Below are 12,641 nucleotides of genomic sequence, written 5' to 3' on the forward strand. Positions count from 1 at the left end.
CATCATGATGACTTTGACCGAACAGCAAAACCTGGCCGCGGACAAGATCTGCAAACGCTTCGAAGCCGCCATCACCAAGCGCACCGAGTTTCAGGGCGACGTGATTCTGACGACGACGCCCGATGCGATTCTGGACGTGCTGCGCTATGCCCGCGATGCCGCCGGCTTCGACATGCTGGTCAACCTCTGCTCGGTGGACAACTTCGGTTCGGAACCGCGCTTCGAAGTCATCTACGTCGTCACTCAGGCCGAAAAGGGCGTGAACCTCGAATTCCGGGTTCCCGTTGCCGAAGGCGGCAGCGTGCCTTCCTGCGTACCGGTTTACCGGGGCGCAAACTGGCTGGAACGCGAGACCTACGACCTGATGGGCATCGTTTTCGAAAACCATCCCGATCTTCGCCGCATCATGATGTGGGAAGAATATCCGTATTATCCCCTTCGCAAAGACTTCCCCGTACAAGGTATCCCCACTGAACTGCCCGGAGTCGCGTTTACGGAAAAGGCTCCGACAGGCGGTGCGCCCTTCGCGACACGGCCCGGCGTATGCCCCAGTGCCGAACGCGAACCCCGGGAACGAGGTTGCGACTGCTGAGGGGGGAGATGCATGCATCCCCCTTGTCCCCTCCATGCCCCCATCCCCACGCAAGACAGGATTCTTCTTTGAAACAGCATTGACTTGTGCTGTTTCCCTGTTTCTGTGCGTATCGTGCATGCAGATGCCGACCGGGCCGGAAATGGAGCTGCGCAACCAGATCGCGGAAAATGTGACGCCGCTCGGCGCGAGGAACTGGATCGTCATTGCGGAAGCTTCGTACCCTGTCTATGCAGGAACGGGTGTGCAGACCATCGCGGTGGATGCGCCGTCCGATGCGGTCTTCATGGAAGTTCTCGATATTCTGGAGGCCGAAGGGAAGCTGATCCCCCGCATCTGGATATGCAAGGAAATGGATGCCGTGACGGAAGATTATGCGCCGGGCATCCGCAAGTACCGCCAGAGCATCGGTAAACTTATACCTGGCCGTTTCCATTACAGCCTGCCCAACCGCATCATCAACAGCCAGGTCGAGGATGCCATCAAGCAATTCCGCGTGCTCGTCATCAAGACGAATACGATTCTGCCTTATTCCAATATCTGCATTGAGCTGGATTCCGGCTATTGGAGCGCAGATTCCGAAGCAGAGCTGCGCAACCGTATCGAAAGGCTTGAGGGATCGAAGCCGCCCATAAGTTCCCCGGTGCTGCCCGCTGTGCAGCCGCAGCCTTCGCAGCCCGCTCCCGTTCAGCCTGCCGCCCCTGCGGCGGAGCCGTTTCCGGCGCCTGCTCCCGCTGCTCCGGCTCCTGCACCGCCAACTCCTGCAACTTCGTCCATTGCTCCTGGAGTCGTTGCCTGATTGATCGTTTTCATGTCGAAATTACCACCAGACCAGGACCCCCGCGTGCGCGCCGAAGCATGGGTAGGCGATGCCATTCTGGCGCTTTATGTGCGGGAATGGATACTTTCCTTCCGAAAGGAGATTGACGGGAAGCTTTTCATCGAAATGACCAGCAACGATTTCCTTCGCCTTACCGGCAATGCCACTGGGGTGGAAGCCCAGATCGGCCGCGTCTTCAAAAGCGACGGTCTGGAAGGCGCGTATGCATGGATCGAACACCATCTGCGCCCCCGCATGGAAGAACGCCTGCACGTTCTCCGGAGGCGCGGCGAAACCTGCTAGGCCATGGCTCGCCACATTTTGCATGCTCCGCCGCATTTGTTCGCGTGGTGCGAGCGCGTCAAGGCCTTTCTCGATGGCCGGAAGGATCTTCCCGGCATGGTCGGCTTCGCCAGCTCCGGGTCGTCCGGCAATCCGCCGAAAATGATCCTTTTTACCCCGGACGCCCTGCAGGCTTCCGCCCGTGGCGCGGTGGAGCATTTGTCGGCATGGCGGGGGGATTGGTGCTGCCCATTGCCTCTGTACCATGTCGGCGGCAGCATGATCGGCTGGAGGGCGCGCGAGGCGGGTGCGCGCGTTCATGAGTTGTCCGGTAAATGGGATGCCGTCCGCTATGCCGATCTCGTCCGGCAGACGGGGAGCGCGTGGTCTTCCCTCGTTCCGGCACAGGTGGTGGATCTGGTGCGGCAGGGGATCGAAGCTCCCGCCTGCCTTCGCGGCATCGTGGTCGGAGGCGGAAGCCTTGAACGCGAAACCGGGCGCATGGCTCGCAGGCTGGGCTGGCCTGTCGTGCAAAGCTATGGAATGACGGAAGCCGCCTCGCAGATTGCGACGGCTCTTCCCGGCGATGAATTCGGCGATGAATGGCTGCCCGTGCTTCCTCATTGGAACCTGCGCGTGGAGGAAGACGGCTTGCTTGCCTTGAACGGCCCGGCCTTGTTCAGCGGTATCGTGACGGAGGATGGCGATGGGGTGTTTTCCCTGTCGGGGAATGAACCCGGTGCGTGGTGGAGGTCGAAGGATTTGGTGGAATTGAAAGGCGGTCGGCTGCGATTCATCCGCCGGGTGGATCGTCAGGTCAAGATTCTGGGCGAGCTGGTGGATATTGACGCCGTCGAGCATGCCTTGCGTGCAGTTGCGCCGGACAGTTGCGTGGAGACGGTGCCGGACGAACGCGCGGGGCTGGCTCTGGTTCTGTGCGGCCCGCAGGAGGCAATCATGAGGCAGGCCGCCCAAATGTGGAATGCCTCCGTGCCCGGATACCAGCGGGTGCGGTTCCTTTCCTGCGGCGAATTGCCCAGGAATGAAATGGGCAAGCTGGGCCGCGCCCGGCTGCGTGAGAGCCTTTCGAACGGCGCACGACAAAAAACGCCGATCTGAGGATCGGCGTTTTCGGAAGTTGCATGCAGGTTTTGCCGCTTATTTGCCGCGCCTGCGGCGCAGAAGCAAGGATGCGGCTCCGAACATGATCAGCGTGGCGCTGGAAGGTTCGGGCACATTATGTTCCAGAACGACGATTCCGTTGTCCCACCATGCGGTGCCGCTTGCCGTATCGACGGAGCTGCGGCTGACCGACCATCCCGCTTCCCTGAAATTGGTGCTGAGGTCGATATAGATTTGCGAGCCGCCGTTGATCAGGCTGTTCATATCGCTCACCGAATCGAAGAGGTTGATGGACAGGCGTTCCTTGCCTGCACCTGTCAATTGGTCCAGTATGGATTGGTTGAGGTCCAGAACGATCACGCTCAGATCTCCGACGTTCATGGTGGCCGTGTCGGCGATGGCAAGCTTCGATTCCGTGAGGATCGCTTCATTGGAGAGATCCAGCGAGGAAGCATCGTAGATGGCCCACAGGCCGCCGGAGATTTTGGATTCTCCCGCAGTCGCGGTGACTTTGGCGCCCGTATCCAGCTTTCCGTGCTGCAGGACGGCGACCATGTTCGTATCGATGGTGCTGAGGCTGACCGCCGCGCCTTTCATCGTGCCGGAGAGTGTGCTCTTGCTGCTGCCCGTCGTGACGGTGACGGTGTTTTGGCCGCCCTTGACGCTGATGGTTCCGTTGGCGGTGTAAATGCGGCCCGATTGCCCGAGGTCAGCATTTTTGACGCTGGCATTCGCATTGTCGGCAACGCGGACGCTGCTGTTCACCAGCCCCTTGTCTGCGGCAGCTGTGGCAGCCACTTCGAGCGAGGATGTGCCGGACATCGTGATTTCACCGCTTCCGAGCGTACCCGTATTGTCCAAGAGAACGCGGCCCTTGCCGATTTCCGTACCTCCTGCATAGGTATTATCCTTCGTGATCGTGACGGTTCCTCCCGTCTGGATGGATACGGCGCCCGTGCCGGAAATGGTGCTGTTGAACGTTTTGTCGACAGCTCCGTAGTTCATGGCGAGCCTGGCATTGTTTTCGATGTTGCCTGCCCAGTGGCCGGTCGTTCCGCCGTTGCCGAGCTGGATGGCTCCTTCCCGGATGTACATGGTGCCGGTGCTGGTGCTGTCTCCCGTGAGGGTAAGTGTGGCAGCCCCCATTTTTTCGAAGTCGGCGACAACCTTCTTCCCGACACCGCCATCAATGAAGGTTCCCTTGAAGATTTCGTTGCGCGTCTGGTGGACAGTCAGCATGAAGGGATCGTATACGTTTCCGGCATCGACGATGGAGTTGACGCCGATCGTGCACAGAGAGGCATAATCGCCTGTTCCCGAGCTCAGGTTCCCCCAGACGAGATGATTGTCGGACGAGCTGTCCCACATGGAGATATTGCCCCGGTTCAGCACGACATCGTAGTAGGTATCCTTTCTATTGGAGTTGCCCGAGACGATCATCATTTTATCCTCACCGTTTTGGTCGATGTAGAACGTGCCTCTGAAATCCTGCGTAGGGCCTGCACGGAACGCATGGGAACCGCGGATGACGATCGTGCCGTCGCCTGCGATGGAGCCGTTGAGCTGGTAGGCGCTTCCGCCCTTATCCGACATGTTCAGGACGATGGAGCCTTCGCGGACAAGAAGGCTGGCATTGATATCGGTATGCACTGTGGTGGAGAGTATCCCTGTACCGAGTTTTTCGATCGTAATGGACGGATCGGTACCCGCGTAGTCGGCGACGGTCAACTGTGCGTTGGCTCCTTCCACGTCGAAGATGGCATTGCGTCCGTTGTTTGAATGGTAATTGGTGAAACCGGAAGCATCAACCGTGCCGTCCACGTAGACGCGGCCGCCGTCGAATGTCAGGAGCGACAGAGAATCAAGTGCTTTGCCTTGAGCTCCCTCCAGATAAAGGACGGAACCTTCCTGCAAAGCAATTTTGCCGGCTCCCAGCGAGGATGCATGGTCGAAGGCGCTCGTATGGATCCACGCTTCGGCTCCGTCGGCTGCGCCGTGGGCAACAATGTTGCTGGAGCCGAGCGAGTTGACGTTGTGCGCGTAGATGTGTCCGCCCGTCAACTTGATCGTATTGTTTCCCAAAGCTCCCTGAGCCGTGGCATACAGGCTTCCGCCGTTGATGGTGATATTGCCTGTCTCGCCAAGAGAGAGGGCTGCTCCTGCCGTGATGGTGCCGCCGTTCATGGTGACGTCCCCTTGATTCCTGTTGGTGCTGTAGAGCAGGAGCTGGCCGCCTTCGATCTTGATATCGCAGGAACCCAGAGCATTCTCGGCGAAGGTGAATACCTGCCCCGTATTGTTGATGGTGATCAGTCCCGAACCGAAAGAATTGGCTGCAATGCCGCGAACAGCGCCTTCCGAGACGATGGTGCCTCCGGAATAGGTGTTGGAAGTCCGGATGTCCAGCTGGCCGGATCCGGTCTTGTACAGGGCGGCTTGGCCGCCGATACCATAGGAGGCTCCTTCCTGCGAGGTGATGACATAATCGGCATTGCCTTCGACAGTGATGCGCGAGGGCCGTACATCTCCTCCGAGCGTGATGGTCTGTTCGCCCGTCAGGGTGACTGCTTTGCCGTCCACCATGATGGTGTCGCCGAAGATGACCCGGTCCGATTGGAAGAAGCGGGAATCGTCGTAATTCGGCAGGTGCCAGTCGGACTGTGCGCTGATGTCCTTGCCTGCCATCCATGTGCCGCCGTCAGCACGGTTCCAGCGAAGGTCCACGAGGTCAGGCGTGGCCTGGAGGTAAACTTCGTTGGAGGTGCCGGCTACCGTTTCTTCAGCCGAGATGACCGTGCCGCCCGTATAAATGGCGTATTTTTGCCGGGAGTTTTCACCTGTTTCTACGCCGGAGAGCTTGAAGCGGCTCCAGTCCATCGAGGACATGTCATTGGCCGCCGTGAACATCAGGTAGTAGCCTTCCTTGTCGAACGCCATGCCTCCGTCGAGGACGAAGCTGAAGGTGCCGGTCGAGCTGAGATCGAAGTTGCCTGTGACGTTGTAGCTGTTCAGGAAGGAATAGGCGGGCAGTCCCGGCGTGCCGAAGATGTCTTTCGGACTCATCACGAATTCCATGATCCCTCCCGAGACCTTGAGTCCGCCGTCGATGGTGTTGTTCATGGCATAGCGGATAGCCTTGTCCGTCGTCAGAGTCACTCCGCTGCCCAGTGTGAAGACCTGATTGCCGCCGGACTGCTTCAGGGTAGCGCCGCCCATGACGATTTTGCCGACGTTGCCGAGCGAAGCATTGTCGCCGATTTCAAGCGTGCCTTCGTTCAGGAACAAGGTGCCTGCCTTTGTCGAGGAAGTGAACAGTTTGCCCTGGCCATCCCATGCGGAAGAGGCTCCTGTAATTTTCAGCGTGCCCGCGCCGGATTTGGTGAAGTTCCCTTCGCGCCTGGCCGATTGCGCGTTGAATGCATCCTTATAGACGGCTTTCTGGGAAATATCCCAAGTGAGAACGGTGGTTTCCTTGGCAATATTGATGCCCCATGTACCTTCCGTATTGAACAGGCCGTTGGTGATGGCATTGGCATTGCTGTCGCCGGCATATTCGAAGGTCGAACCGTTATTGAGCGCGACGACTGCGCCGCCGCGGTTATTGACGCCCGATTTTGTGTAGGTATTGGCATCGCCCAGAGCGGAAACGTCGTAGACCCGCAACGTACCCCCGGCTTCGACGTAGGTGCCGTAGATATGGGAATTGTTGCCTGTCAGAGTCAGCGTGGAATCGGTCAGGTGGTGCAGGCGCAGCTCTCCCTGAAGGCTGTTGATCAGCGTAACGTCGTTTGAATAGTTGATGCCTACCAGCGAACCGCCGCGATTGTTGGCGGAAGTGCCGATGATGGCGCCCGTGCCGGCGATGGATTCGTTTGTTCCTTTCAGGGTCTGTCCGTCGCCGAACATCAGCGGAATGATGCCGTACCGCTTGTCGCGGTCATTGTAGGAGTTGATGTCGCGGTCGGTGAGCCAGTTGCCGGTGAATCCGGAATTGTCGCCCGTAAATACCCATGACTCGTTGCAGTAATTCTTGCCGGAATTTTGGCGTTCGAAGCTCATGTTGCCGGAGCCGGAGATTTTGCCCGTCATGTTGCTGTACACGATCAAGTCCACGGTCGTCGTATCGCGAATGCCTTCCATCAGGTGGAAGGTAGCTCCCTGTTCGATGATGACGTTGTTGCTGAAAAGCGCGCCGTTGTCGCCGGCAATCTGCAGCGTGCCTACTCCGGAGGTGACATGGATGTCGCCCGTGCCGAGGAAGTTGGTACTGTTGATGGAAATGTCGGCATTGCGGTTGAACACGATGGAGGCGCCGTCCGCCAGATGCCATTCCGCGTTCAGTTCACGGTTGGCGTTGAACAGGTTCAGTGTGCCTTTTCCGGTCAGGGAGATGCGCGTACCCGCCATGCTGCGCATGCTGCCGTAGACGTTGAGGTATTTGCCGTCCGCAAAGTTGATGTTCCAGTTCGAATCGACGTTGACCCCGGTGAAGGGATTGGTGGCGTTGCCGAGTTCAAGGCTGCCGTCCATCTGGAACGTGACGTCCGCTCCGTTGACGCCCACGAGGTTCAGGTAGCGGACGAGGTTGCCGCTGGTTTCTCCGACTCCGGCTACGTTAGTGATGGCGAATTTATCGCTTTTGCCGTCGGTGCGGGCTTTGACAATGATGCCGCTGAGGGTCAACGGAGTGAAGTTGATGCTCATCTGGGCATTCTGCAGCAGCCCATTGGGGAAGGTCGACATCAGGTTCGGATCGAGAACCAGGAATGTCGGCGTCTGGGAAGAGCCCCATGTCGCTTTGTTGGAAGGATCCGGAGTGCCGGAATCATACGTCCAGTTGTTCTTGTCCAGCACATTCGAGCTGGAGCCTTTGCCCGTCCACAAGTAGTATCCGTATCCGAGCGGGTCGGATGCCGCCGTGTCGGCATAGGTCTCCGTTTGGAACTCGGCCGGGTTGCCTGTTCTTGCCGAAGAGAGGGAGAGAGAATAATCCCTGTTTTCCGTTTCCGATTCAAGAGGGCGGATAGAGCCGTCCTGAGCCATGATTTGCGGAGCGGAAGCAAAACATAACGCGATCAGATAGCGGTGGTACCGCAAGCAGTGAAACATAAGAGCAACATCATTGAGATATAATTTTTGATATGTTTACAAGGAGGAGCGCGGTTGCTTTACTATGTTGTACGTTTTTTGTCAAGGGAAAGCGCGAAAAATTTTGAACGAAATGACAGGTTTTGTATAGTATTCAATATAAGTATATTGTGATTTATTTATGTAATTTCCGCGATTTTGAAAAATAGAATAGTTCATTGATGATCAAATAATGAAATACGAGTTTTGTATGACTCTGCAGGTATCCGGCCGAATTGTTTTTCGGCCTGTTGTCCGCGCGTTTTCCGTTTTTTGCTCCTTCTGCCGGGCACAATATGGAATTGCCAAACGGCCGGGGTTCGGGTAAGGTGGGGGTATGATGACTGTGACCGCTCCGGCCAAGATCAACCTCTCGCTGCGCATCCTCGGCAAGCGGGAAGACGGCTTCCATGAAATCGATACCGTCATGGCTCCTCTGGATCTGGCGGATGAAATCCATTTCGCCAATTCCCGCACCACGACGCTGCTGTGCGATGCTCCGGGCGTGCCGACGGACGAAAGCAATCTTGTCATGAAAGCCGTGCGCCTCTTCGAGCGCGAGTACGGCAAAAAGGCCAAGCAAAAAATCAACCTCGTCAAGCGCATTCCTGCGGGCGCCGGGTTGGGCGGCGGCAGCAGCGATGCCGTGCAGACGCTGCTGGCCCTGAATGAAATCATCGGCACCGGGTATTCCTCGGAAAAGATGGCGGCGCTCGCTGCGGAACTCGGTTCGGATACATCCTTCTTTCTGCATCCCGCAGTTTCTCGCTGCACGGGACGCGGCGAACAGGTCGAACCGCTGGAGGCTCTCGCCGGGTGGACGAGTCCCATCGTCGTACTCAAACCCTCGTTCGGCATCGCGACGCCGGATGCTTACAGGCGCTGGGCGGACTCCCGCCCCGTGGAAGGATTTTCCTACGCGGAACAGAATGCGGACGGCGTGATTCTCGTGAACGATCTGGAACGGCCCGCCTTTGAAAAATACCCCTTCCTCGGCATGATGAAGCAATGGCTGCTGCGGCAGGATGGCGTGAAAGGCGCGCTGATGTCCGGCTCGGGCTCCTCCATGTTTGCGCTCACGGGCTCTCCCGATGAGGCACAGGCCATCGCCCAGAAGGCTGTGGCGGAATTGGACCCCACCCTGTTTGTCTGGACCGGCATCGTCAACCCCCAGTAATCCATGCAAATACCGACCTCCCCCAACGATCCCGTCAATACGCAGATTCTTGCCGTGGCGGAAGACCGTGTCGAAGGTTTTCACCGGCTGCCGTTCCATGCCATTGCCGAGCGTTGCGGGCTGGATGCCGAAACGGTGATGCAGCGCCTGCGGGCCATGCTGGAGGCGGGAGTCGTCCGCCGCGTGCGGCAGACTCTGCTGGCTACCAAGCTGGCGGACGGCGCGCTCGTCGCCTGGAAACTGCCGGAAGAAAAATTGCAGGCCGCCTACGAGTGGCTGAAGGTAAACGATCCCTTTACCGGCCATGTCGTCCTGCGGAATGCGGATCCCTCTCTGCCGGGAGCCGATTACCGGCTTTGGACGACGCTGAAAGTGCCGATCGGTTCCAATACGCTCGAAGGGCATTGCGATCTTCTCGGCAGGCACATCGGAGCGGAGCATTACGTGCTGCTGCCCGCCAAGGGCGTGTTCACGCTGGGCGTGGGCCACATCCGCCGCCGCGGCCTGAAGCCCGGCGACCGGAAACCGGAACCCGCGCCGATGCAGACGACGGCGAAGGTGAGCCTTTCTCCGCTCGAATGGCGCGTGCTGCTGACGTTGAAGGAGCAGCTGGCCCCGGAAGAAATCGTGCCCGATCCGTGGACCGTGCGTGCGGCTTCCATCGGCCTGAGTTGCGATGAATATTGCTCCATCGCCGAAAGCCTGAACGAACGCAAGGTGATCGGGCGCTTCGCCACATTCCTCGAACATGTGCGCACGCGCAGTGCGGACGGTCCCGTGACGCATCACAACGGCCTGTTCCACTGGACGGTGCCGGAGGGCATGGAAGTGCGCGCGGGTGCGGAATGCGGCCGCCACCACTGCATGACCCATTGCTACTGGCGCACGGGCGGCGAGGCCTTCGGCGGCGCGCAGATCATGGGTGTCGTGCACGGGCTGGAGCGGGATGCTGTGCTGGCCCACAAGGCCGCTATTGATGAGCATCTCGAAGCCTGCGGCATCCCCGTGCTGCATACGGCCGTTTTCTGGGGTGAACGCTCCGAAATCAAGCCTTCCGAAATCTCGCCGGACGTTTACGCCGCGTGGATGGCACGCATGTCCGCCGAATAGGAATCGCCGCCCTCTCTTGCCCGTTTCCACTCGTGGAAGCAGGGCGGCAAGGGTGTGAAAAACACCTCCAAGCCTCATGTATGCAGAGGTTTGGTAAGGGGAAGCGTGAAATTTGTGGTTGCAGAGCCCCGTGAAAACGGGTAACATGGCACCGTTATGAGTAACGATGCTCCTATGAAAGCCGCACTCCCGGCTTCAGTGAAAAGTTATGCCCGCTATCTTCTCATCATGGCGGGTCTGGGCGGTCTCCTCTACGGGGTGGACGTCGGCATCATCGCCGCGGCACTCCCCTACATTCAGGATACCTCCTCCTACACGGAATCCCAGCTCTCGCAGGTGGTGGCCGCCGTTCTTTTCGGCAGCGTGCTTTCCTCGCTCTTCGCCGGGGTGCTTTCCGATATCTTCGGCCGCAAGCCGGTCATCATCCTGTCGGCCTTGCTCTTCACCTTGAGCATTCCCGTCATCTGCCTTTCCGACGGCAGTTTCTCGATGCTGATGGGCGGCCGCATCCTGCAGGGTGCGAGCGCGGGCCTTGTCGGCGTCGTCGTTCCCCTCTATCTGGCGGAATGTCTCGGTGCGGACGCCCGCGGCAAGGGTACCGGCATGTTCCAGTTCCTGCTGACGGTCGGCCTCGTTTTCGCGGCTCTGATCGGCCTCTTCACGGCGCAGCATGTGGATAGCGTCGTTGCCGATCCGGAAGCCACGAAGGAAATCGTGACAAGCACCAAGGCCCATGCGTGGCAGGTGATTTTCTGGGTGTCCATGGTTCCGGGCATCATTCTCTTCTTCGGCGCATTCCGCCTTTCCGAATCTCCCCGCTGGCTCTTCCGCCGAGGCCGCAAGGATGAAGCTCTGGCTTCCCTCGCCCGCAACAACGGCGAAGAAAACGCTCAGGCCATTTTGAAAGAAATGGAAGAGACGGAAGAAGAAGAACGCAGGCAGGCCGAAGCCAAAAAGGCAGCCAAGCAGGCTGCCAAGAAGGGCGGCGACAGCATCCTGCAGCGCAAGTACGTGATCCCCTTCATTCTTGCCGTCGTCATTCTCGCGTGCAACCAGGCCACGGGTATCAACTCCGTGTTGAACTACTCCGTGAAGGTCTTCCAGCAGGCCGGTCTTGAAGGTACCTACGGCAACTGGGCCGACCTTTCCCTGAAGATCGCCAACTGCGTGATGACCGTCGTGGCCGTCGCTTTGGTGGACAAGAAGGGGCGCAAGTTCCTGCTCAAGCTCGGTACTTCCGGCGTGATCGTCGGTCTTGCCGGTGCCGCTACGCTGTTCCTCACCGTCGAGAAGGAACGCAAGGACGTGACCGCACAGGTGCAGGCCATGTTGAAGGATGACGCCTCCAAACTCAATGTCGATCTGGCGGACACGGACGTCCAGAAGAAGCTCGGTCTTGATTCGATTACGCCCGGCACGCAGCTCATCGTGACCTACAAGTACAAGGAAGACGGTGAATCCCTGCTGACCGTGGGCGAATTCTTCGGCGAACAGAAATATGCCGATGCGAAGAAGACCCAGCACAACCCCGTCTTTGCCGTCTATGCCAAGGACAAGCAGGATCTTGCCATCAACAAGGCGACATGGAAAACCGTCGAAGGCACGGAAGTGGATGTGACGGAGCAACTGTCCAAGAAAGTCAAGGACGGCGGTGTCAAGGTCACCCTCAACGATGTGGACTTCCTGATGGAAATGAAGCTGGCGACCGACAAGAAGGCCGCCCAGAAGCTCGCCGAAACGAACGATACGGCCAAGGCCGGTCAGCATCCGACACTCGCCGTCAGCTACAAGCAGGGCGATGTGGAGAAAACGGAAGAAATCGCCGCCGCTCCTTTCCAAGGCGTCAGCGTGACTCCCGGCATTGTGCTTGAACCGAGCAGCTTCGGCAAGTGGTGGGACGATATGTGGGGCAAGAAGCAAACGGCCAAACCCGGCGATCTGAAGACCGTCGAAGTCGTGAAGGCTGAACTGGGCCAGAAGCCCAGCGCCACGACCGGTTGGCTGGTCACTCTCTTCTTCGTCGTGTTCATCGCCTTCTACGCCGTGGGTCCGGGCGTCTGCGTCTGGCTTGCCCTCTCCGAACTGATGCCCACCCGCATCCGTTCCAACGGCATGGCCATCGCACTGCTGATCAACCAAGGCGTCTCGACCGTCATCGCGGGCACCTTCCTGCCGTGGGTCAGCGCATGGGGCTACTCCGGCGTGTTCTACACGCTGGCCGGTTTCACCGTCATCTACTTCATCACGGCGGCGTTCTTCCTCCCGGAAACCAAGGGACGTACGCTTGAAGAAATCGAGGAATACTTCACCAACGGCAAGATGCCGGACGAGAAGAAAGCCTGATTCCGACATTGAACGAATAAGCCGGGAGAATCGGAGGAAGGCGAACCGCTCGGGCGGCCCTTCTTCCG

At 58.7% G+C, this 12,641-nt stretch carries 8 protein-coding genes; 7 read left to right on the forward strand and 1 reads right to left on the reverse strand.

Features of this window, described 5'->3' with window-relative positions; all coding sequences use genetic code 11:
• Positions 1–4 precede the first annotated feature (4 nt).
• From PYTT_RS06205 to PYTT_RS06220, 4 genes are all read left to right on the forward strand, one after another.
• Positions 5–592 (forward strand): NADH-quinone oxidoreductase subunit C, encoded by a 588-nt coding sequence (locus PYTT_RS06205; RefSeq protein WP_067775589.1) that lies wholly within the window; start codon positions 5–7, stop codon positions 590–592.
• 118 nt (positions 593–710) lie between these two features.
• Positions 711–1,391, forward strand: coding sequence for a hypothetical protein (locus PYTT_RS13655; RefSeq protein WP_067775586.1), 681 nt, complete (start codon positions 711–713; stop codon positions 1,389–1,391).
• A 12-nt stretch (positions 1,392–1,403) separates the two neighbouring features.
• Positions 1,404–1,715, forward strand: a complete 312-nt coding sequence (locus tag PYTT_RS06215) for a ribonuclease III domain-containing protein (RefSeq protein ID WP_067775639.1) — start codon at positions 1,404–1,406, stop codon at positions 1,713–1,715.
• A gap of 3 nt (positions 1,716–1,718) precedes the next feature.
• A complete protein-coding gene (locus PYTT_RS06220; RefSeq protein ID WP_067775583.1) occupies positions 1,719–2,813 on the forward strand; it encodes an AMP-binding protein in 1,095 nt (364 codons plus the stop codon).
• A 39-nt stretch (positions 2,814–2,852) separates the two neighbouring features.
• Here the strand turns inward: PYTT_RS06220 and PYTT_RS06225 are convergent, their stop codons facing one another.
• The gene (locus PYTT_RS06225) at positions 2,853–7,925 is read right to left on the reverse strand and encodes an autotransporter-associated beta strand repeat-containing protein (RefSeq protein WP_071133335.1); all 5,073 of its coding nucleotides are present in this window, start codon (positions 7,923–7,925) and stop codon (positions 2,853–2,855) included.
• A gap of 355 nt (positions 7,926–8,280) precedes the next feature.
• Between PYTT_RS06225 and ispE the strand changes: the two genes are divergently transcribed.
• The 3 genes from ispE (at position 8,281) to PYTT_RS06240 (ending at position 12,573) form a co-directional block, all read left to right on the forward strand.
• Complete coding sequence (ispE, locus tag PYTT_RS06230) at positions 8,281–9,120, forward strand: 4-(cytidine 5'-diphospho)-2-C-methyl-D-erythritol kinase (protein WP_067775577.1); 840 nt, start codon at positions 8,281–8,283, stop codon at positions 9,118–9,120.
• A gap of 3 nt (positions 9,121–9,123) precedes the next feature.
• Positions 9,124–10,230, forward strand: a complete 1,107-nt coding sequence (locus PYTT_RS06235; RefSeq protein WP_067775575.1) for an Lrp/AsnC family transcriptional regulator — start codon at positions 9,124–9,126, stop codon at positions 10,228–10,230.
• A 156-nt stretch (positions 10,231–10,386) separates the two neighbouring features.
• Positions 10,387–12,573 (forward strand): MFS transporter, encoded by a 2,187-nt coding sequence (locus tag PYTT_RS06240; protein WP_067775571.1) that lies wholly within the window; start codon positions 10,387–10,389, stop codon positions 12,571–12,573.
• Positions 12,574–12,641 lie beyond the last annotated feature (68 nt).

Source organism: Neoakkermansia glycaniphila, assembly GCF_900097105.1.
GTDB classification, from domain to species: Bacteria; Verrucomicrobiota; Verrucomicrobiia; order Verrucomicrobiales; family Akkermansiaceae; genus Akkermansia; species Akkermansia glycaniphila.

Bases quoted from the DNA above. Each gene is read 5' to 3' on its own strand.
- PYTT_RS06215 (WP_067775639.1), top strand. From the start codon at position 1,404: ATGTCGAAATTACCACCAGACCAGGACCCCCGCGTGCGCGCCGAAGCA.
- PYTT_RS06220 (WP_067775583.1), top strand. From the start codon at position 1,719: ATGGCTCGCCACATTTTGCATGCTCCGCCGCATTTGTTCGCGTGGTGC.
- ispE (WP_067775577.1), top strand. From the start codon at position 8,281: ATGATGACTGTGACCGCTCCGGCCAAGATCAACCTCTCGCTGCGCATC.
- PYTT_RS06240 (WP_067775571.1), top strand. From the start codon at position 10,387: ATGAGTAACGATGCTCCTATGAAAGCCGCACTCCCGGCTTCAGTGAAA.
- PYTT_RS06235 (WP_067775575.1), top strand. From the start codon at position 9,124: ATGCAAATACCGACCTCCCCCAACGATCCCGTCAATACGCAGATTCTT.
- PYTT_RS13655 (WP_067775586.1), top strand. From the start codon at position 711: ATGCAGATGCCGACCGGGCCGGAAATGGAGCTGCGCAACCAGATCGCG.
- PYTT_RS06225 (WP_071133335.1), bottom strand. From the start codon at position 7,925: ATGTTTCACTGCTTGCGGTACCACCGCTATCTGATCGCGTTATGTTTT.
- PYTT_RS06205 (WP_067775589.1), top strand. From the start codon at position 5: ATGATGACTTTGACCGAACAGCAAAACCTGGCCGCGGACAAGATCTGC.